Here is a 19,806-nt window from a genome sequence, read left to right on the forward strand (position 1 = left end):
TCCGGCGGCTCGCTGCCGATCCGACGCGTCCAGGAGCGCACCCGCCCAAGAAGTCGTGCATTGAGCACGTTGTGCCCACATCACATCGAGCCGCTAGCATGCCCAGAGTGCGCCGCGGAATGGGCGGCCCGTTCCGACAGGCGGGAGGTTCCATGGGTCTGCGGCAGTGGCTGGCGTCGTGGCCGGTGATCCGGCAGATCACCGCGGGCGACTCGGGTGGGCACGGAGCGGCGGTGAAGAGTTCGGTCAGCGTTCACGTGGACCCGCGGATCGCGTCGGCCGACACCGTCGTGAAGTCGGTCTGCCCGTTCTGCGCCGTCGGTTGCGGCCAGGACGTGTCGGTCCGGAATGGCCGGGTCGTGCAGATCGAAGGTGACCCGGACTCGCCGATCAGCCGGGGGCGGCTGTGCGCCCGGGGGTCGTCGAGCCTGCAGTTGGTGACCAGTCCGCTGCGGGAGCACCGGGTGCGCTACCGACGCCCGTACGGCACGGAGTGGGAGGACCTGGACCTCGACACCGCGATGGACATGATCGCCGACCGGGTGATCGCCTCGCGGCGGAAGGGCTGGCAGTGGGAGGCCGAGGGTCTCCGGGTGCGCCGGACCCTCGGCCTGGCCGGCCTCGGTGGCGCCACGCTGGACAACGAGGAGAACTACCTCATCAAGAAGCTGTTCACGGCCATGGGGGCAGTGCAGATCGAGAACCAGGCCCGCATATGACACTCCGCCACCGTCCCCGGTCTGGGGACCAGCTTCGGTCGGGGCGGCGCCACGACCTTCCAGCAGGACCTGCAGAACGCCGACTGCATCATCGAGCAGGGCTCGAACATGGCCGAGTGCCACCCGGTGGGGTTCCAGTGGGTGATGGAGGCGAAGGCCCGAGGCGCCAGGGTCATCCACGTCGACCCGCGCTTCACCCGTACCAGTGCCCTGGCCGACATCCACGTCCCACTGCGCGCCGGCACCGACATCGCCTTCCTGGGCGGGCTGATCAACCACGTCCTGCAGGGTGGCCACGAGTTCCGTGAGTATGTGCTGGCCTACACGAACGCCTCGACCGTCCTCACCGAGGACTTCGCCGACACCGAGGACCTCGAGGGCGTCTTCTCCGGCCTCGACCCCGACCAGCGCAGCTACGACTTCCGCACCTGGACCTACGAGGGCACCGAGGTCCAGGCGGCGGCCGGGCAGCGGGAGGAGCTGCGGGCCGACGACTCGGCCCCGGCGGGTCTCGGGACCTCGGGCGGGGAGGTCCACGAGGCCGGGCGGGGCGAGGCGCACGGGTCCGGCGGCGCACGGGTGCCCGCCGACGCGCCCCGGGACGAGACGCTGGCCCACCCGCGGTGCGTGTTCCAGGTGCTCAAGCGTCACTACGCCCGCTACACCCCGGAGATGGTCGAGGACGTCTGCGGGGTGCCGCAGGACGTCTTCGCGCAGGTCTGCGACCTCGTCGTGGCGAACTCCGGACGAGACCGCACGACGTCGTGGGTGTACTCGGTGGGCTGGACCCAGCACACCACCGGCGCGCAGAACATCCGGGCCGCCTCGGTGCTGCAGCTGCTGCTGGGCAACATCGGCCGGCCCGGCGGCGGCATCATGGCGCTGCGCGGGCACGCGTCGATCCAGGGCTCGACCGACATCCCGACGCTGTTCAACCTGTTGCCCGGCTACCTGCCGATGCCGCACGCGCAGGTCGACGACGACCTGCAGACCTATCTGGAGGCCGAGTCGACGCAGAAGGGCTACTGGGCGAACGCCGACGCCTACCTGGTCAGCCTGCTCAAGGCGTGGTGGGGCGATGCCGCCACGGAGAACAACGACTACTGCTACGACCACCTGCCCCGCGTCACCGGCAGCCACAGCACCTTCGAGACGGTCATGGCCCAGCTCGACGGGACCTGCACCGGGTACATCGTGCTCGGGCAGAACCCCGCGGTGGGCACCGCGAACGCGAAGATGCAGCGTCTGGGCATGGCGAACCTCGACTGGCTGGTCGTCCGCGACTTCCAGCTCATCGAGAGCGCCACCTGGTGGCGGAGCGGCCCGGAGATCGAGACCGGGGAGATGGCCACCGAGAACATCGGCACCGAGGTCTTCTTCCTGCCGGCGGCGGCCCACACCGAGAAGGACGGCAGCTTCACCAACACCCAGCGCCTGCTGCAGTGGCACCACCAGGCCGTCGAACCACCCGGCGACGCCCGCAGCGACCTCTGGTTCACCTACCACCTGGGACGCCGGATTCGGGAGAAGCTCGCGGCCGCGTCGGAGATGGCCACCGCCGAGGACCGCGAGCGGGACCGACCCCTGCTCGACCTGACGTGGAGCTACCCGACGAAGGGTCCGATCGACGAGCCCGAGGCCGAGGCCGTGCTCGCCGAGATCAACGGGTGGGGCTCCGAGGGGAACGCGCTGTCGAGCTACGAACAGCTCACCGCCGACGGTTCCACCGCGTGCGGCTGCTGGATCTACTGCGGCGTCCGCGCCGACGGGGTCAACCAGGCCGCGCGGCGGCGTCCACGCGTCGAGCAGAGCTGGGTGGCGCCCGAGTGGGGCTGGGCCTGGCCCTTGAACCGGCGCATCCTCTACAACCGCGCCTCCGCCGACCCGGAGGGGAAGCCATGGAGTGAGCGCAAGGCCTACATATGGTGGGACGCCGAGCAGGGCCGCTGGACCGGGCACGATGTCCCGGACTTCCCGCCCACCACGGCGCCCGACCACGTCCCGCCGGAGGGGACGCGCGGGCCGGCGGCGCTCGCCGGGATCGACCCGTTCATCATGCAGGCCGACGGCAAGGGCTGGCTCTACGTGCCGTCGGGGTTGGTCGACGGGCCCCTGCCGACGCACTACGAGCCCCAGGAATCTCCTCGGACCAACGCGCTCTACCCGCAGCAGCGCAACCCGGTCCGGCAGATCTCGGCGTTCGTCCATCCCGCGGACCGCTTCCAGCCCAGCGGGGACGAACCGGGCGCCGAGGTCTTCCCGTTCTCGCTGTCGACCTATCGCATCGCCGAGCACCACACGGCGGGCGGGATGAGCCGCTGGTCGCCCTACCTCGCCGAGCTGGCCCCGGAGCTGTTCTGCGAGGTGTCGCCGGAACTCGCCCGTCATCGCGAGCTGGAGCACGGCGGCTGGGCGACGCTCGCGACCGCCCGCGGCGTCATCGAGGCCCGCGTGATGGTCACCGAGCGGATGGCGCCGTTCGTGGCCGGCGGGGGGACCACCTACCAGGTGGGGTTGCCCTACCACTGGGGACACGGCGGTCCCGCATCGGGCGACGCGGCCAACGAGCTGACCCACATGTCGCTGGACCCGAACTCCCACATCATGGAGACCAAGGCGTTGACCTGCGACATCCGCCCCGGCCGGCGCCCCCGCGGGGCGGCCCGGCTCGACCTCCTGCGCGACTACCAGCGCCGCGCGGGCATCACCGCCGAGACCGGGACGGAGGTCTCCGGATGACGATCCACCCCCTCCCTGATCCCGTCGTCGCGAGCGGCTGGTCCGACGCGCCCCCGCGGATGGGGTTCTTCACCGACACGAGCATCTGCATCGGGTGCAAGGCCTGCGAGGTGGCGTGCAAGGAGTGGAACGCCATCCCGCCCCGGGCGGGCGACGCCGCCGCCGTGGGTCAGGACTTCACGGCGATGTCGATGGACAACAGCATGGGCCTGGGCGCGGACACCTGGCGCCATGTCGCGTTCATCGAGCAGCGCAAGCCGCTGGGCATCCAGGAGCCCGGCCAGATCCACGGCGACGACCCCTCGGGCGGCGACGTGCTGGCCCTGGCCGCGCAGGGGTCCGGCACCCCGGTCGGCGAGGCGGGGATGACGCCGACGACGCCCGGCCCGGCCGGAGAGTTCCGATGGCTGATGGCGTCGGACGTCTGCAAGCACTGCACCCACGCCGCCTGCCTGGACGTGTGCCCTACCGGCTCGCTGTTCCGCACCGAATTCGGGACGGTCGTGGTGCAGGAGGACATCTGCAACGGCTGCGGCTACTGCGTCCCGGCCTGCCCGTACGGGGTCATCGACCAACGACCCGACGACGGCCGGGCGTGGAAGTGCACCTTGTGCTACGACCGGCTCTCGGTGGGCGCCGAGCCCGCGTGCGCGAAGGCGTGCCCGACCGACTCCATCCAGTTCGGTCCCCTCGACGAGCTGCGGGCCCGCGCCGACGCCCGCCTGGCCGCGATGCACGACGCCGGCGTCACCGACGCCCGCCTCTACGGGCGGGACCCCGACGACGGCGTCGGCGGCGACGGCGCGTTCTTCCTGCTCCTCGACGAACCCGAGGTCTACGGCCTCCCCCCGGACCCCGTCGTGACCACCCGCGATCTGCCCTTGATGTGGCGACACGCCGCCGTCGCGGCGGCGACCCTCCTCGCCGGGGTCGCGGCCACCTTCGTCCCGCGCCGACGCGGTGCCGGGACAGCACGCGGGAGGCGGCGATGACGAGCTCGGAGGTGACCCGCTCCGGACTGCGCGGCACGCGCCCCGAGCGCGAGGCGGTCACCGGCGTGTACGCCGGGCGACGCGGACGCCGACGGGGGGAGCAGCCGCGGGTCGGCAGCGGGGAGGGGACGTCCTACTACGGCCTGCCGGTGCTCAACCAGGTCACCTGGCAGACCCTCGACATCGGCGGCTACCTCTACCTCGGCGGACTCGCCGGCGCGTCGTCGGTGCTGGCGGCGGGCGCGGAGGTCACCGGCCGGCCCATCCTCGCGCGGGCCATGAAGGTCGGAGCGCTCGGTGCGGTGGGTCTGTCCCTGGTCGGACTCGTCCACGACCTGGGCCGTCCAGACCGGTTCCTGCACATGCTGCGAGTGCTGAAGCCGAGCTCGCCGATGAGCGTCGGGTCGTGGTTGCTCACCGCCTACGGGCCGGTCGCGGGTGTCGCCGCTGCCGCCGACGTGGCCCGGGTGCTGCCGCGTACCGGACGCGCCGCGACCGTCGTCGCCGCTCTGGTCGGACCCGCGGTCGCGGCGTACACGGCGGTCCTCATCAGCGACACGGCCGTTCCCGCATGGCACGACGGCTACCGCGAGATGCCGTTCCTGTTCGTCGGGTCCGCGGCCACGGCAGCCGCGGGTCTCGGGCTGCTCGCCGCCCCGGCCGCCGAGAGCGGCCCCGCTCGGCGGACCGCAATCGTCGGGGCGCTGCTCGAGGTAGGCGCGGGCCGACTGATGCAGCGCAGGCTCGGGATGGTCGCCGAGCCCTACGAGCGGGGCCGCTCCGGGGCGTTGGTTCGCGCCGGGGAGATCGGGACAGCGGTGTCCGCCGTGGCGGCGCAGCTGGTGGGTAGGGCGCCGGCGAGGCGCCGACGAGTCGCATCCGTTCTCTGCGGTGCGGCCCTCATGGTGTCCTCCGGGTTGACCCGGTTCGGGGTCTTCCTCGCCGGTAAGGCCTCGGCCGCCGACCCCCGCTACACCGTCGAGCCCCAACGACGCCGACGAGAGGCGCGACGAGAAGGGGCCGGTGTGGAAGTCGGCTGACGTGCTTCACCGCGCAGAAGCCTATTGAGGGCGGTGGGGTCACGTGCGACCGAGAACACGTCAACCCCAGCGCGCGCCGTGAGAGGTCGCGTTCGCGTTTCGGAAGCGCCTGTGCGAGCAGGCCGCACCAAGCCTGGTACGAGAAGCGGGGGAGGAGGCCCGGGAAGCGCAGCAGGCGGCCGGGGTGGGGATCGGTCATGACCACCGTCGGCCGCTCGAGCACACCGCCGGCCGCCCGGACCGGGCACCGAGGGCACGTCGGGCCTGTGAGTTGATGGCTGATCACCGCGGAGCTGCCGACTGCGCCTCCGGGACGCACCCACCAGCGCACGTGGAGAGGGTGTGACTCAGGCTCCGCTCGCTCGCTGGGAGGCAATGCCGACCCCGCAGTTCCCTCAGGATCGTCTCCTTGCGAGGCGCGGCGCGCATCGGATGGGAAACGTGCAACGGAAGGAAGATATCTGCGCCGGAACCGTGCTGGAGGACGAGGCTGGCGGACCGTGCTCGGCGGCGAGGTTGTTGCGCCGGGCGTACCCCAGGATCGGCCAGGTGCCGGTTTCCTCGAAGCGTCATCGGCTCTTGCCGCGGACCTCGTTCCACTTCTCCCTGCCGGCTTCCAGCGCGCCGCGGGTCTTGGTCTTCGCTGCCGACTTCGTCGTGGTCTCGGCGGCCTTCCCGGCTCCTCCCCCGATCAGCTCGCCGAGGCCCTTGCCGCCCTTGGCGTGCAGGTCGAGCCGGTTGGTCGCCTCGGCGAAGCGCAGGTAGGTGTCCACGCTCGCCACCACGATGCGGGCGTCGATGGTGACGATCTCGATACCGACCAGGGAGACCTTGGCGAAGACGTCGATGACGAGGCCCTTGTCGAGGATGAGGTCGAGGACCTCGGCCAGCCCGCCCTGCGGTGAGCGCTGGACCCTGCTCCCTCCGGCCGGAGGACTGATAGTCACAGAGAAGCACCTCCGCGCCGTGGGGGACCGGCCGTCCAGGGACCGCCGATCGGCATCGTCGCAGGGTCGTCCGAGTAACGGTCGAACCCGAGCGACTTCCTTTCGACAATGGGCCGACTGCCTCGTTGCGGAGCTCGCGATGCCCGCCGAACGGGGTGTCGGCGGTGCGCTGCCCGAACAACGGACGTTCCCGTCGGGTGGTTCGCGGCGGTGTGGGCTAAGTTCCCGTCGTTCGTGACCCGCTGCCGGCCAGGGGCTGCGACGCGGCACCAGGGATCGCGGTCGACGTCAGAGGTGTCGGTTCGCGCGGAACCACCGCGGACTCGATGTCGGCGACCGAAGCGCCGGTCGCCAGTACGTGGACTCTTGTCCACTCTCACCGGCTCACTTGTGCCCGCCGGGATGACCATCTACCTCGCGAGCGGCCGCAGCTCGGTCGGCTGCGCCGATGGTGTCGAGCGGGCCCACGCGAGCGTCACGCGACGCTGGTGGCGTCAGCAATGGTCGGATAGACGGCGAAGGCGTCGGCGAGTCCGAGCCGGTTGACCATGCGGGTCAGGGGTCCCTATGGAGGGCCTACGAGGCGCAGAGGTGCAGTTTGGCCGTATCGCTGCTTCGTCTCGAGGAGCGCGCGGATGCCGGACAGCGCCAAGAACGTCATCTTGGTGCAGTCGATGATGACCGGGGCGTTCGCGGTCTTGGCGCCGACGAACGCGGCTCTCAGCGCGGCGCGGGTCGCTGGGTCCGTCCCCAGATCGACGTCGCCGGACAGCTCGACGACGATGAAAGCCGTGCCGTCCTCACGCTGACAAAATTCGACGCGTCTAGCCACGTATCCTCCGTCGTCGGTCCTCGACCAGTAGACGGTTATCGCCACAGGTCGACCGAGTACCCAGCTGGATCCGAGATCACGAAGAGATCACGAAGATTGCGCTGGGAAGGAGACCGTGTACGTCCGTGTGCCAAGCCGATCCACGACGAGTCGGGGGAAGGTGTGCCGGGGATGGCGGGCCGGCAGGGGAGTGCGGGGCCCCCTCCACGCCTCCCGGCTCTGCTCCCGGCGAACTAGACGTCTATGCCCTGAGCGGCCAGGACTGTCAACACGATCGCCTGGATGAGAAGGCCGGCGCCGGTCAGCAGCTCGTATCGCAGGTTGAGTCGCACGAGACGCGCGATCAGCCGGCCCATGAGCAGGCCGATGACCGACAGCACAATAGTCATCAGACCGAGAACGAGCGCAGAAATCCAAGGATTGAACCCGAGCAAGCCCAGGCCTGTCCCGCCCACGAGATCGTCGATGCTCAGCGGGAGAGGCAGGCCGAAGATCGTCCACGACTCCTCCATCTCATCGGGCTCGTTGTCCCGATGTCGATAGGCTTGGACGAGAAGGAAGACCCCGAAGAGCGCCAGTGTCGCCGGACCGATGTACTCGGCTGCCTCGCCGATCTCGTCGGCGAGGAGGTTCCCGAACAGCAGGCCGAGCAAGGGGGCTACCGCGTCCCAGAAGCCGAAGACTGCGGCCACCAGCAGGACCCGCATCCAGCGGAGTCGTAGGGGCCCCAGAATGATCGACGTGCGGCGCCGGTCGCGACGCTCACGCCGGCGAGTGCGAGGAAGTGCGACCGCGGTGGCGCCCGCCATGTGGTGCAGGTCGAGGTCGTCGGCACGCAGCGGGAAGAACCCGACGGCGAACCCGAGGACCGCCGATGTCGTGGCGAGGAGAAGCGTCGGGATGACGAATCCGCGCTCGGTGGTCTGGCGGATCAGATCGAGCAGGGTGTAGCGGGGCGGGGCACCACCGGCAACGCGGGCATCGCGACCGCGACCCAGACGGCCCCCGCGGCCTGAACGGTGAACCACCGGCTCGGCCGGGAGACCACGCGCGGCCCCGGCGGCTTCAACGGCCTCAGCTTGCGCCGGGCGTGCCGGTGCGATCACAGACGTTGCAGACCCGCACGTCGTCGCCGAGGGATAGCTGGCGGCGCGCGGCCGCACGCCCGACGTTGGCACTGCTCGTCCAGGTCGCGCATCCACGCGACGACCGCTGGCCGAGCAGCAGTCTGGGATAGACGACCTCGGCGCCAACCGGGCGCGCGGTCGGTGCCGGAGCCTCGCCCCGAGGCTCTGGAGATGAACCCCCGGACTGCCACCGGGTTGGCCGCTTCCGCGACTGAGCGAAACACAATGGATCGGCTTCACCTTGACCGCCCGTGACCGCCTCCGCGACGAGCTTGTCGGTGATGTGGTCCCCGACAGCCCCTCCGTCGCGAGGTGCCCGAAGAGCGAGCTCCCCCGTGGTGCGCGCCGCGGCTCGTCGGCGAAGCCCGCTTCCGCAGCTGACCCGGAGACGCTCCGGTGGCGTCGAGCAGCGCATGACCGCCAGCTCCGGGTTACGGGCATGGTGACCACGTCTCCGCTCTCCTCGCTGCAGCCCTCGGCGGGCACGGCCGCGAGAACAACACCTCTGGAACGAGGGTGAGCCAGGTCGAGGGCGTGGCGGAGGCGTCGGCGATCGGCGGCGGGCGGCAAGGACCACCGGTGAAGGACCCGCATCGTCAGGCCTGCGCAAGGTTGCGGCCACCGGGCGGTCGGCAACCCGCGCGCTGGAGCAGGTGGTCTCCGACGGGAGAATGTCCGGCCGACGACGGGTCGAGCGAGGTGCTGGTGACGAGGCCAATCCGCGGCGCGGAGCCTGATCGCGCGGTCGAGGGCGAGGTCGACCGACGCGTCCGGTGGCCGTTCCTGATCGTGCTCGGGGCCCCGGCGTTCGGCACGACGTTCGCCATCACGGCGCTGACCACTTACCTGCCGAGCCTGCTGGGAGCGGAGTCGAGCCCGCTCGTAACGGGCCTGGTCATCGGCGGGGAAGGGGCCGCGGGGCTGGTCCTGCCGCTGCTGGTGGGTTTGGCCAACGACCGGGCGGCGCGCTCGGTGGCCCACCGGCTCTGGTTCGTACTCGTCGCGGCGCCGCTGTGTCTGACCGGACTGCTGCTGGTGGCGACCGACCTCAACCGTACCGTGCTCATCGTCGGGGCCGCCGCGTACTTCGTCGGGCACTTCGCGTACCTGACGCCCTACGAGGCGCTCTACCCCGACCTCGTCCCGAAGCAGGTCAGCGGCCGTTCCCGGACCGCAGCCTCCTCCTGGCGCTTCGCCGGGCTGGGGGCGGCCCTGGTCGGCGGCGGCTTCCTGCTCGACCTGTGGGCGCCGGCGGTGTTCCTCGTGGCGGCCGGCGCCGTGGCGATCGGCACGGTCGCGCTCCTCGCAGGCCTCTGGTCCTCCCGTCGGGAGCCGCTGGCGGATGCGGCAGCCTCGCCGGGCGGGCTACGGGCGGTCGTCCGCCTCGTACGTGATCGGGAGGTCGCGGTCGTCCTCGGGGCGACCCTGCTGTGGAACGTCGCCCTCCAGGGCCTCAAAGCGTTCGTCGTCCTGTTCTTCACGGTCGGGCTCGGGCGCAGCGCCAGCTTCGTGTCCGGAGTGGTGTTCCCCCTCGTCGCGCTCGGTCTCGTCGTTGCGATACCCCTCGCGGGGCGAGTCGCCGACACCGTCGGGCACCGGCGCGTGCTCGCCGTCGCCTCGGCCGTGTACGGAGCCGGTCTGATCGGCGCCGGCTTCTCCCACAGCGCGTGGATGATCGCGCTCGTCCCCCTACCCGCAGCGGGCGCCGGGGTGGTCATGACCCTCAACTACTCCGCGCTGATGCAGGTGCTGCCCGCCGAGCACCACGGCGGCGCCGCCGGTCTCTTCCTGCTCAGCCGCGGCGCGGGCTGCCTGCTCGGGCCGCTCGCCGTCGGCGCCGCGGTATCGCTGGCCGCCCCGCTCTTCCCCGCCACCCAGGGATACAACGCCATGTGGTTCGTCATCGGGCCAGCTGTACTGGCCGCCGTCCCGCTGCTCCTGTGGGCGCGCGGGAGCCGGACATGACCGGCGCCGGCGTCGAGGACGCGGAGCGCGAGCTCGTCCCGCGATGGTTCCGCCGCGCCGTCGTCGTCTGCGCCGGCCTGCTGGTCATCGGTGCGACGGTGTGGGTGCTCGGATGGATCGCCCTACAGCTGGCCCTGGTCACGTTGTCGGTGGCCACGGCGTTGCTCCTGGCCGCGCTGCTCTCCCCGCTCGCCCGCCTGCTGCACCGCGTGCTGCCGGCCTGGCTCGCCGCCGGCCTCAGCGTGCTGTTCCTCGTCGGGGCCGTCGCAAGCACCGGGTACCTCCTCGAACAGCGGATTCGCGGGCAGCTCGAGAACCTGGCGTCGTCGCTGACGGCGAGCATCAACAGCATCCGCGACTGGCTGGTGACGGGGCCGCTCGCGCTGCGACCCGAGCAGGTCGACGAGGTGCGCGCCCGGCTCGTCGACGCCCTCCGGGGCGCCGCGCCGAGCGGTGTCACCGCCGCGAACACGGTGATATCGGTGCTCTCCGGGCTCCTCATCGCCTTGTTCGTCCTGTTCTTCTTCCTCAAGGACGGGACGGGGATGTGGCGCTCCGTGGTCGCCGTCGGGCCGGCGGCACACCGGGAGCGCCTCGAGGAGGCCGGGCTGCGTGGCTGGGAGACGCTGAGCCGGTACATCCGTGGCGTGGTCGTCATCGCCGTGGCCGACGCCGTTCTGATCGGGATCGGTCTGGTCGTCCTCGGTGTGCCGCTCGCGCTCACGCTGAGCCTGCTCGTGTTCCTCGGAGCCTTCGTACCCCTGCTGGGCGCCACCCTCAGCGGGGCCGTCGCGGTCCTGGTGGCGCTGGTCACCCGCGGCCCGGTCGTCGCCCTCCTCGTGCTCGGCGTCGTGCTCCTGGTGCAGAACGTGGAGGGCAACCTCCTCCAGCCGTTCGTGCAGAGCCGGGCGGTCAAGCTGCACCCGGTCGTCATCCTGTTGGCGGTCACCGCCGGATGGGTGCTGTTCGGCGTGGCGGGTGCCGTCATCGCGGTCCCTCTCGTCGCCGTCGCCCGCAGCGTCACCGAGTCCCTGCGCAGCCACGGCGTGACGGGCGACGAGGAGGCGGGCGAGCCCCGGTCACCCGCCTGATCGCACCGCCGAAGCCGCGGCCGTGATCGGCACCGGCGCCGGGGTGTCCCTGACGAAGCACGCCCGTCGAGACCTAGAGCGGGAAGACGGCGCTGGCCGTGAGCCACCCCGTGACGGCGGTGCCCGCGCCGGTGAGCGAGACCCGCCAGGTTCCTCGCCGCATCCCCAGGCACGCACCAGGACCGCCCGGGCGACGAGGGCGAGAACGACGACCGGCCGCGAAGGAGACGCAGAGCAGCTGTCCGCCCGGGACGTCGAGCACCAGCAGCGGGTCCTGCACCGCTGCAACGACTCGACCCACGCGTGTGCGGGGCGGGTCGCCGGCGCGCCAGGGCCACGATCACGCGTGCCCGCCGGACAGGTGCCTCAGTCCTCGTCCCCGTACGGGTCGGGGGGCGTGACCGTGTCGGACCCTCGGTGCAGCGGGGTCATGAGGTCGAACCACGTGTCAGCGGGGACGGAGCCGCCGGTGAGGTCGCCGTCGGAGCAGGTGCGCACCGGGTCGACGCAGACCGGCTCGGAGTCGTCGAGGGAGAAGGCCATGACGGCGGCGGCGTAGCGGTCGGTGGCCCCGAGGAACGCCGCCGAAGCCGAGCGCTGGGTGGTACCGGTCTTGCCGATCATCGGCCGCTGCCAGCCGGCCTCCTCGGCGGCGTCGGCGGCGGTGCCGTCGACGTGGTCCTGCGACAGCGCCGTCCGCAGCTGCTCGGCGATCTCCGGCGAGACGGCCCGCTCGCAGTGCGGCGCCGGTGGGGCCACGTCCCGGCCAGCACGGTCGGTCACCCGCGCCACCAGCGTCGGTGGGCACCAGGTGCCGCCGGCGGTGATCGTCGCGGCGACGTTCGCGAGGTCGAGCGGGCTCGTCGGATCCGGTCCGAGCGTGAACGAGGCCTGTTCGGCGGCGCGCACCCGCTCGGCCAGGGAGCGGCCGTCGGGTCCCGGCGCGGCCAGGGTCGTGCGCAGGCCGAGGCGGCGGGCGACGTCGACGACCGGGTCGACGCTGCCCAGCCGGTCGAGGAGGGCGACGAACGCGGTGTTGGGCGAGCGGGCGAGAGCCTCGCGCAGGGTCAGCTCGTCGTCGAAGGACCCGAGGTTCTCGACCGTGTAGTCCTCGCCCGCGTCGTCGAAGGCGGTGGAGGTGTAGCGCTGGGGCACGTCGAGTTCGCTGTCCGGAGCCACCAGCCCGCGTTCAAGGGCGGCGGCCGCGGTGAATATCTTGTAGATGGAGCCTGCGCCCCGCAGTGGAGCGGTCGTGATCGGCAGCATCGTCTCGCCCGCGGCGGCGTCGTCGCCGTAGGGGCGGTTCGCGGTCAGCGCGAGGACCGGTCGGCGGTCGGGGCGCGGCGCCACCACGGACACCGCCTCGGCGACCTCCCCGTCCGGGTCGACCGCGTCCCGGGCCGCCGCGCGGGCCTCGGCCGTGACCCGGGGATCGAGCGTGGTGCGCACGGTGTAGCCGCCGGTGGCGAGGTCGAGCCCGGCGGCGGTGAGGCGGTCGACGACCTCGCGGCAGAAGAAGCCGGTGCCCTCCCGCGCGCCGCGGCAGCCCTCGGCGAGCAGCGCCGGGTCGGGGACGACACCGAGCGGCGCGGCGCGGGCCGCTGCGGCCTGCGCCGGGGTCAGCGAGCCGACCTCGGTCATGGCGGTGAGCACCTGGCCGCGGCGGGCCCGGGCCGCGTCGGGGTGGTCGATCGGGTCGTAGTCCGCCGGGGCCCGGACGATGCCGGCCAGCAGTGCGGCCTGCGGCACTGTGAGGTCGGCGGCGCTCGTGCCGAACCAGGTGCGGGCCGCGGCCTCGACGCCGTAGGCGCCGCGGCCGAAGTACACGAGGTCCAGGTAGCGGGCCAGGATCGTGTCCTTGTCGAGGCGGTCCTCGATGCGGTGGGCGAGCCGGACCTCGGTGAGCTTGCGCACGAGCGTGTCGGCGGTGGCGGCCCGGCGCTCCTCCGGGGTGTCGGCGAGGGTGTAGAGCCGTTGGTTCTTGACGTATTGCATGGTGATCGTCGAGGCACCCTGGCCCTCCAGCGGCGTGCTGTGCACCGCGTTGCTGACCAGCGCACGGACGAGACCCTGCGGGTCGACGCCGTCGTGGGCGTAGAACCGGCGGTCCTCGATCGCGACGATCGCGGCCTTCATCGTGTCCGCGATCCCCGACGGACCGACAGGCAGCCGGAAGCGGCGGTAGAGCAGGGCCATCGGTGCCCCGGTCGCGTCGGTCACCACCGTGGCCGCATCTGGCGCGCGGTCGAGGACGCCGATGGTGGTGGCCCCGACTCCCGAGGCGGCCCGCGCGAGCACGGTCCCCGCGCCGATCGCGACCGGGGCGAGCAGCGCGGCCATCAGCAGGCCCGCGAGTGCGGTCGCCACGGCGCCCCGCAGCAGCAGGAGGCCCCGACCGGCGTCGGGCTCGTGCTGTTGGTCTCCATGGTCGAAGTCCTCGACATCGCGGCTACCCATGTCTCCACGTGAGCACGTCCGCGGCCCGACACGGACGCGACCGGCTGCCGATCACCTGACGATGCCGGCGATGGCCATGTCGGCGCCTGACCCGCGGGCACGCTCGGGCGTGCAGGGCGTCGCTCAGGACCCTGGGGCACCCGACCGCGGGAGAGTCGACGGGCTCGGCGGCGGGCTCGGCGTGGGCGGGGCCGGCTGCTGGGTGACCGAGGGCGGGAGCACCACCGGGGTCGTCGGGGGCAGGGGTTCGGGGTCGCTCTCGGCGCGGACTCCGCACGCGGCGGTCGCGCCGAGGGCGATCGCTGCGACGGCCAGCAGCCGGGCACCGCGTCGGGTCACGACGGCACCTCCTCGAGCGCGACGACGAAGCGCGCCCCGCCGCCGGGGCGGTCCTCGACCCACACGCGCCCGCCCAGGCCGCGGACGTGCTGGGCCACCAGCGCGAGCCCGAGGCCGGTGCCCCCGCTGTAGGCCCCGTTGAGCCCGGACCGTGCGCCACGGGTGAAGCGCTCGAAGACGCGCTCGCGCAGGTCTGCCGGCACACCCGGCCCGGCGTCGTCGACCTCGATCGCCGCCCGCGCGTCCCGGCGCACCACCCCGAGCCGGACCGCACCGCCGCCGTGGTGCCGCGCGTTGTCGCACAGGTTCGCGAGGACCTGGTCGAGGCGCCGGCGGTCGGCCAGTACGAGCGGCGGCGGGTCCACGACCTCGAGCACGGCGTCGGCGGCGAGCGACGCCGGCACGTTCTCCACCACCACGGCGAGATCGACCGGCGCGAGGTCGTGGCCGTCGGGGACCTGGATCCCTCGTGAGATCTCCAGCAGGTCCTCCACCATGCGGTGGAACCGCTGGACGTCGGCGCCGAGCAGGTCCACGGCGCGCCCGGCGGTCTCGGGGAGGTCGGCGCGACGGCGGCGCAGCACCTCGACCGCGTTGATCATCGTGGTGAGGGGGGTGCGGAGCTCGTGGCTGACGTCGCCGGCGAAGCGGGCGTCGCGCTGCACCCGCTCGGACAGGGCGTCGGCCGTCGCGTTGAAGCGCGCCGCCAGCGGGGCGAGGTCGGCCTCGCGCCGGACCGGGAGACGGGCGGACAGGTCGCCCTCGGCCATGCGTCCGGCCGCGTCGGTGAGCTCGGTCAGCGGCGAGAGGGCCCGCCGGGCGGTCCACCAGCCGAGCAGCACCCCCAGCAGCCCGGCCAGGAGGGTGCCGGCGACCAGGACGATCGAGAGGAACCGCAGCGTGCGGTCCAGCTCGGTCAGGGGGACGAGCCGGACGAACAGGTCGCCGTCGGCGGTCACGGGCAGCGCCACGGCGAGGACCGGGGCCCCGTCGAGGACCAGCCGCTGACGGGCCGGGGTCCCCGAGGCCGCGAGCGCGAGCAGGGCGGGGGACACGCCGTCGGCGTCGACCTGCCGCCCCGCGGTGGTCCACCGCCCGTCGGACCGCAGCAGCACGGCGGTCCGGGGCTCGCCGGTGAGCCCGACGAGCAGCGTCGGCAGGTCGGCGGACCCACGGCCCAGGCTGTCGGCGACGAGACGCGCGTCGACCACGGCCTGGTTGGTCGCGCCCCGCTCGCGCTGGTCGAGCATGAAGGTCGACGCGAGCTGCCAGGTCGTGACCGCCAGGAGTGCGGCGACGGCCGTCGTGACCACCCCGAACGCGAGCGCGACCCGCCAGCGCAGGGACACCGCCTCCCAGCGGCGGCACAGGCGGTTCACGGTCCGGTGCGGTACCCCGAGCCGCGCACGGTCAGCACCAGGGTCGGGTCGTCGGGATCGGGTTCGATCTTGCGACGCAGGCGGCGGACGTGGACGTCGAGCAGCCGGGTGTCGCCGAAGTAGTCGTAGCCCCACACCCGCTGCAGCAGCTGCTCGCGGGTGACGACATCACCGCCTGCCGTGGCCAGCTCCACCAGCAACCGGAACTCGGTGTGCGTCAGGTGCAGCGGCTGCCCGGCCCGCTCCACCGCCTCGCGCCCCGGGCTGATGACCAGGTCGCCCAGCCGCAGCTCCGGCGAGCTCGGCGCCTCCTCCGCACCCGCGGGACGCCGCCGGCGCAGGAGCGCCCTGATCCGCGCGGCCAGCTCGCCGGCGATCAGCGGCTTGGTGACGTAGTCGTCGGCACCGGCCTCGAGCCCGGCGATGACATCGGCGGTGTCGGAGCGCGCGGTCGCGATGATGATCGGCAGATCGCCACGGGAGCGCAGCGTCGAGCACACCTCGATGCCGTCGATGCCGGGCAGCATCAGGTCGAGCAGGACGACGTCGAGGTCGGGGTCGACGACCTCGAGCGCCTCCTCGCCGGTGGCGGTCTCCACGACGTCGTAACCCTCATCGGCCAGGGCCAGCCCGAGGGCCTGACGGATGCGCTCGTCGTCCTCGACGAGCAGGACACGCGTCCCCATCTCGTGGCCCCTCCCGCAGCGTCGGTGGGGAAACGCTACCCGCCTTCGGCCAGCCGAAGAGGGCCCGCGGAGCAGCGGGAGCACCTTCGTCAGGTGATCGTCAGGTGCGTGTGATCGCGCGGCGCTCGGCGGGTGCCATCTCGACCACGTCACCCGAGTGGCGGGCCGCCCGGAAGGCCGCGACCTCCTCCTTGACCACGGGCGCGAGGAGGTACAGCCCGATGATGTTGAACAGGGCGAGCAGGAACAGGACCGCATCGGCGAAGTCCAGGACGGCACCCAGGGTGAGCACCGAGCCGATGACGACGAACAGGCAGAACACCACCTGATAGATCCGCTCCGAGAGCGTGCTGCGGCCGAAAAGGTACGTCCTGGCCTTCTGGCCGTAGTAGCCCCACGTGATCATTGTCGAGATCGCGAAGAGGGCGACGGCGACGGTCAGCACGTAAGGGAACCAGGGGAGCACGGTCTCGAATGCCGAGGAGGTCACGGAGACCCCAGCCGGGTCCTGCCCGGCGACGGCCGCGGCCTGCGCGTCGCGCCAGTAAGGCGTGTCGGCGACGACGATCGTCAGGGCCGTCATCGTGCAGATCACGACCGTGTCCACGAACGGCTCGAGCAGCGCCACGTAGCCCTCGGTGACGGGGTAGCGGGTCTTGACCGCGGAGTGCGCGATCGGCGCCGACCCCAGCCCGGCCTCGTTGGAGAACGCGGCGCGCTGGAACCCGACGATGAGGGCGCCGATGACTCCGCCGGCGACGCCAGCCCCGGTGAACGCCCCGCTGATGATCGCTCCGACGGCTGCGGGTACGAGCGGCAGATTGACCGTGAGCACGATCAGGCACGCGGAGACGTAGACCAGGGCCATCGCCGGGACCAGCCTGCTGGTCACCTTGCCGACCGACCGGATGCCGCCGAAGATCACGAGGCCGACCACGAGGGCCAGGACGACGCCGGAGACCAGCGCCGCGCCGTCGCCGCCGAGGACGCGGCCTCGCCGCCGGTCACCTCGGTGAGCTGGGCGAAGGTCTGGTTGGCCTGGAACATGTTCCCGCCGGCCACCCCGAAGAACAGGATGAACACCGCGGCGAGGCCGGCGAGGAGCTTGCCGAGGTTGCGGCCGAACGCCGAGGGGGAGCGTTCGGCGATCCCGCGGCGCAGGTAGTGCATCGGCCCGCCCGAGACCGTGCCGTCGGGGTGGTGCTCGCGGTAGCGCACGCCGAGGGTGCACTCGACGAACTTGGTGCACATCCCCAGCAGCCGCCACGATCATCCAGAACGTGGCACCACCCCCGCCGATCGTGACCGCGACGGCGACGCCGGCGATGTTGCCGAGCCCGACCGTGCCCGAGACCGCGGAAGTCAAGGCCTGGAAGTGCGGGATCTCGCCGGGCTCGTCATCGCCGGTGTAGCGGCCGCGCGCGATGCGCACGGCGAGGCCGAAGTTGCGGAACTGCGGGCCCCGGAAGTACACCGTGAAGATCAGGGCCGCCAGGATCAGCCGATACCCCGAGCAGCGGTACCTCGGCGAAGACGACGGCCGACAGCCCCTCGGCGACCGGCGTGAACACGGCGTCGATGGCGTCCTCGACGGCGGTGAGTGCTCCACTGGAGGCGCCGCCCGCAGCGAGGACGTCGAGTTCGGCGGGTACGGCGGCTGCGACGGTCATGGACATCAGCTCAGGTGATGACGGTCACGGCGCCAAGACGCGTCGAGGGTTCGTCAGAAAATCGTCAGCGACGGCGCGAGCCACGACGCCCGCCGTCGCACCCACTCGGCGAACGTCAGACGAGCGACAGGTGCTGGCCGGGTCTGACCGGCCTCGAGCGGCGACGCTGGTGGACACGGGGCCGGGAGCGGTCAGCGGCCCGACCTGCGCACTACGGAGAGGGCGGCCATGGCACGTCACGGAGACGCGGCGCACGAGGTCCCAATCGACATCGGCGGGGACTTCGAAGCTTGCGGGAAGGCGGCAGGAGTGACGCCTGCGTTGGCGTGCCTGTGCGGGTTCAGGGGTCTGGGCCGTCACAGCGCGGAGGGGCTCGTGCACCGGCTCGTCGAGGGCGCCGTGCACGCGGTGCCGGCCGCCGACGCTGGCGGCGTCGCTGAACTCACCGACGCCGACGCGCGGTCGTGGGCCGCAACCCTGCCTCTGGTCAAGGAGCTCGCTCACCTCGCCGTCGCGACGGACGAGGGCCCCCTGGTGGAGGCGATGGAGGCGCGGCCGGGGGCGGCGATGGTGACGGACCTGAACGAGACCTCGACGCGGCGGTGGCCGCATTGGGCGAGACGCGCCCGCACCGCTGGCGTGGGCGCGGTGTTGACAGTGGTCCTGCCGTGCGGCGCGCGTCGACGGACACAGCTGTTCAGTCTCTACGGACCCCGGCCCGGCATCTTCGACGCCTCGAGTGCCGCAGCCGCGCAGGCGTTCGCCGCCCCGCTCGCCGTCGCCCTCCCGGCGGCCCACCGCGCTGCCGCGCTGGAGCGCGCGCTGGCCTCCCGCGATGTCATCGGACAGGCCAAGGGCGTGCTCATGACCCGCCAGGGCATCGACTCCACTTCCGCGTTCGATCATCTCGTGCGGCTCTCGCAGGAGAGCAACACGCGACTACCGGCCGTCGCCGCACGGCTCGTCGACGAGGTCGAGACCGCGGCCGAGCGCGGGTCCGGGGACGCCCACGACTCCTGACATGGTCTTGGTAGACCGCTCGAGGACAGGAGCCACACCTCGGGTGGGCGGCTTTGGTGCTCCGATGACGACTCCGTCGACTGGCACCGTGCTCAGCGAGCTGCCTGCGGCGACATCTCACCCGCCGAGCTGGAAGCCGCCCAGTACCGTCACCACCGGCCCCACCCGCGCACCCCGGCCGATAGCTCTGGGACACGCCAGGGCGGTCCACCCGGTCGTCCCGGGCTGGCGTCGCGCGACGTCTTCGCTCAGGCCGAAGGTGCCTTCACGGCACGGCATTGGCGCCTCCAAGGCCTTTGGATGGCTCGTCCGCACCCTGAAGAGGAAGGTCACACCTAGATTCGCGGAGATTGCGGCCCGCCTCGTCTGTGGAGTCGTGAGCTCATTAGGAGGGTCCCGACCGTCAGCCTCGCCGTGGACGAAGGCGCGTCGGTCCAGGGCCAGCAGAGTTGGCGGCGACATATCTCTGACGATCTGGAACGCTCTTTGTCGAGAAGGAACGGCTGTCGGACGATCGTCAGGTCGCGGTGCCGATCGGTCGGTCACCCTCGAACTATGTGGACTTACGCGTTGGCCGGAGCGGCATATGTCTTCATGGCGTTGTGGGTCGTGTCGATGTGGCGGCTGCGGAAGACCAGCGATCGACGTGCGTCACGCGATCGGGACCTGTCGTTCTCGGTTGCGGCTGGCGTGCTGTCCGTGATCACGGCTGTCACCGCCATCGCGCTGCTCCTCTGAGTCGGAGACTCGGAGCGGCCTCTCCGCGAACGGCTCGACGGCTCGACCACGGCCCCGTGGGTGGG

13 protein-coding genes and 1 pseudogene are annotated in these 19,806 nt (G+C 72.1%); 7 read left to right on the forward strand and 7 right to left on the reverse strand.

Annotated features, from left to right (window positions below; genetic code table 11):
• The first annotated feature begins 152 nt into the window (after nucleotides 1–152).
• The 3 genes from fdh to nrfD are packed head-to-tail and all read left to right on the forward strand — an operon-like array spanning nucleotide 153 to nucleotide 5,490.
• Nucleotides 153–3,458: a formate dehydrogenase gene (fdh, locus tag ACFPK1_RS08620; protein WP_378020502.1), complete on the forward strand. Its 3,306-nt coding sequence runs from the start codon at nucleotides 153–155 to the stop codon at nucleotides 3,456–3,458.
• Nucleotides 3,455–4,450, forward strand: coding sequence for a 4Fe-4S dicluster domain-containing protein (locus ACFPK1_RS08625; RefSeq protein WP_378020503.1), 996 nt, complete (start codon nucleotides 3,455–3,457; stop codon nucleotides 4,448–4,450). Before fdh ends, ACFPK1_RS08625 begins: the two co-directional genes overlap by 4 nt.
• A complete protein-coding gene (nrfD, locus tag ACFPK1_RS08630) occupies nucleotides 4,447–5,490 on the forward strand; it encodes an NrfD/PsrC family molybdoenzyme membrane anchor subunit (RefSeq protein ID WP_378020504.1) in 1,044 nt (347 codons plus the stop codon). Before ACFPK1_RS08625 ends, nrfD begins: the two co-directional genes overlap by 4 nt.
• A 569-nt stretch (nucleotides 5,491–6,059) precedes the next feature.
• On the opposite strand, the gene gvpJ is transcribed toward nrfD, so the two are convergent.
• From gvpJ to ACFPK1_RS08645, 3 genes are all read right to left on the reverse strand, one after another.
• Nucleotides 6,060–6,437 carry a gas vesicle protein GvpJ gene (gene gvpJ, locus ACFPK1_RS08635; RefSeq protein WP_378020505.1) on the reverse strand — a complete coding sequence of 126 codons (378 nt, stop codon included), beginning with the start codon at nucleotides 6,435–6,437 and terminating at the stop codon, nucleotides 6,060–6,062.
• Between the two features lie 565 nt (nucleotides 6,438–7,002).
• Nucleotides 7,003–7,314 carry an STAS domain-containing protein gene (locus ACFPK1_RS08640; RefSeq protein WP_378020506.1) on the reverse strand — a complete coding sequence of 104 codons (312 nt, stop codon included), beginning with the start codon at nucleotides 7,312–7,314 and terminating at the stop codon, nucleotides 7,003–7,005.
• A gap of 188 nt (nucleotides 7,315–7,502) precedes the next feature.
• Nucleotides 7,503–8,375 (reverse strand): manganese efflux pump, encoded by an 873-nt coding sequence (locus tag ACFPK1_RS08645; RefSeq protein WP_378020507.1) that lies wholly within the window; start codon nucleotides 8,373–8,375, stop codon nucleotides 7,503–7,505.
• Between the two features lie 726 nt (nucleotides 8,376–9,101).
• On the opposite strand from ACFPK1_RS08645, the gene ACFPK1_RS08650 reads away from it, so the two are divergent.
• Together ACFPK1_RS08650 and ACFPK1_RS08655 are read left to right on the forward strand one after the other, a co-directional pair.
• Entirely contained in the window at nucleotides 9,102–10,361 is a 1,260-nt protein-coding gene (locus ACFPK1_RS08650) for an MFS transporter (RefSeq protein ID WP_378020508.1), read from the forward strand.
• Nucleotides 10,358–11,452 (forward strand): AI-2E family transporter, encoded by a 1,095-nt coding sequence (locus ACFPK1_RS08655; protein WP_274187983.1) that lies wholly within the window; start codon nucleotides 10,358–10,360, stop codon nucleotides 11,450–11,452. Before ACFPK1_RS08650 ends, ACFPK1_RS08655 begins: the two co-directional genes overlap by 4 nt.
• A 366-nt stretch (nucleotides 11,453–11,818) precedes the next feature.
• Here ACFPK1_RS08655 and ACFPK1_RS08660 read toward each other — a convergent pair whose 3' ends face one another.
• The 4 genes and pseudogenes from ACFPK1_RS08660 to ACFPK1_RS08675 all read right to left on the reverse strand — a co-directional run bounded on the left by ACFPK1_RS08660 (nucleotide 11,819) and on the right by ACFPK1_RS08675 (nucleotide 17,989).
• Nucleotides 11,819–13,909: a transglycosylase domain-containing protein gene (locus tag ACFPK1_RS08660; RefSeq protein WP_378020509.1), complete on the reverse strand. Its 2,091-nt coding sequence runs from the start codon at nucleotides 13,907–13,909 to the stop codon at nucleotides 11,819–11,821.
• A gap of 335 nt (nucleotides 13,910–14,244) precedes the next feature.
• On the reverse strand, nucleotides 14,245–15,627 hold the full coding sequence (locus ACFPK1_RS08665) for a sensor histidine kinase (protein ID WP_378020510.1): 1,383 nt from the start codon (nucleotides 15,625–15,627) through the stop codon (nucleotides 14,245–14,247).
• Nucleotides 15,624–16,313 (reverse strand): response regulator, encoded by a 690-nt coding sequence (locus ACFPK1_RS08670; protein WP_378020511.1) that lies wholly within the window; start codon nucleotides 16,311–16,313, stop codon nucleotides 15,624–15,626. Before ACFPK1_RS08670 ends, ACFPK1_RS08665 begins: the two co-directional genes overlap by 4 nt.
• Nucleotides 16,314–16,413: 100 nt before the next feature.
• Nucleotides 16,414–17,989: pseudogene (locus ACFPK1_RS08675) on the reverse strand (alanine/glycine:cation symporter family protein).
• A 369-nt stretch (nucleotides 17,990–18,358) separates the two neighbouring features.
• Here ACFPK1_RS08675 and ACFPK1_RS08680 point away from each other — a divergent pair.
• Together ACFPK1_RS08680 and ACFPK1_RS08685 are read left to right on the forward strand one after the other, a co-directional pair.
• Entirely contained in the window at nucleotides 18,359–19,003 is a 645-nt protein-coding gene (locus ACFPK1_RS08680) for an ANTAR domain-containing protein (RefSeq protein WP_274187988.1), read from the forward strand.
• A 555-nt stretch (nucleotides 19,004–19,558) separates the two neighbouring features.
• On the forward strand, nucleotides 19,559–19,741 hold the full coding sequence (locus tag ACFPK1_RS08685) for a hypothetical protein (RefSeq protein WP_274187989.1): 183 nt from the start codon (nucleotides 19,559–19,561) through the stop codon (nucleotides 19,739–19,741).
• The last annotated feature ends 65 nt before the right edge of the window (nucleotides 19,742–19,806 follow it).

The organism is Actinomycetospora rhizophila (genome assembly GCF_042657905.1).
GTDB lineage: Bacteria > Actinomycetota > Actinomycetes > Mycobacteriales > Pseudonocardiaceae > Actinomycetospora > Actinomycetospora rhizophila.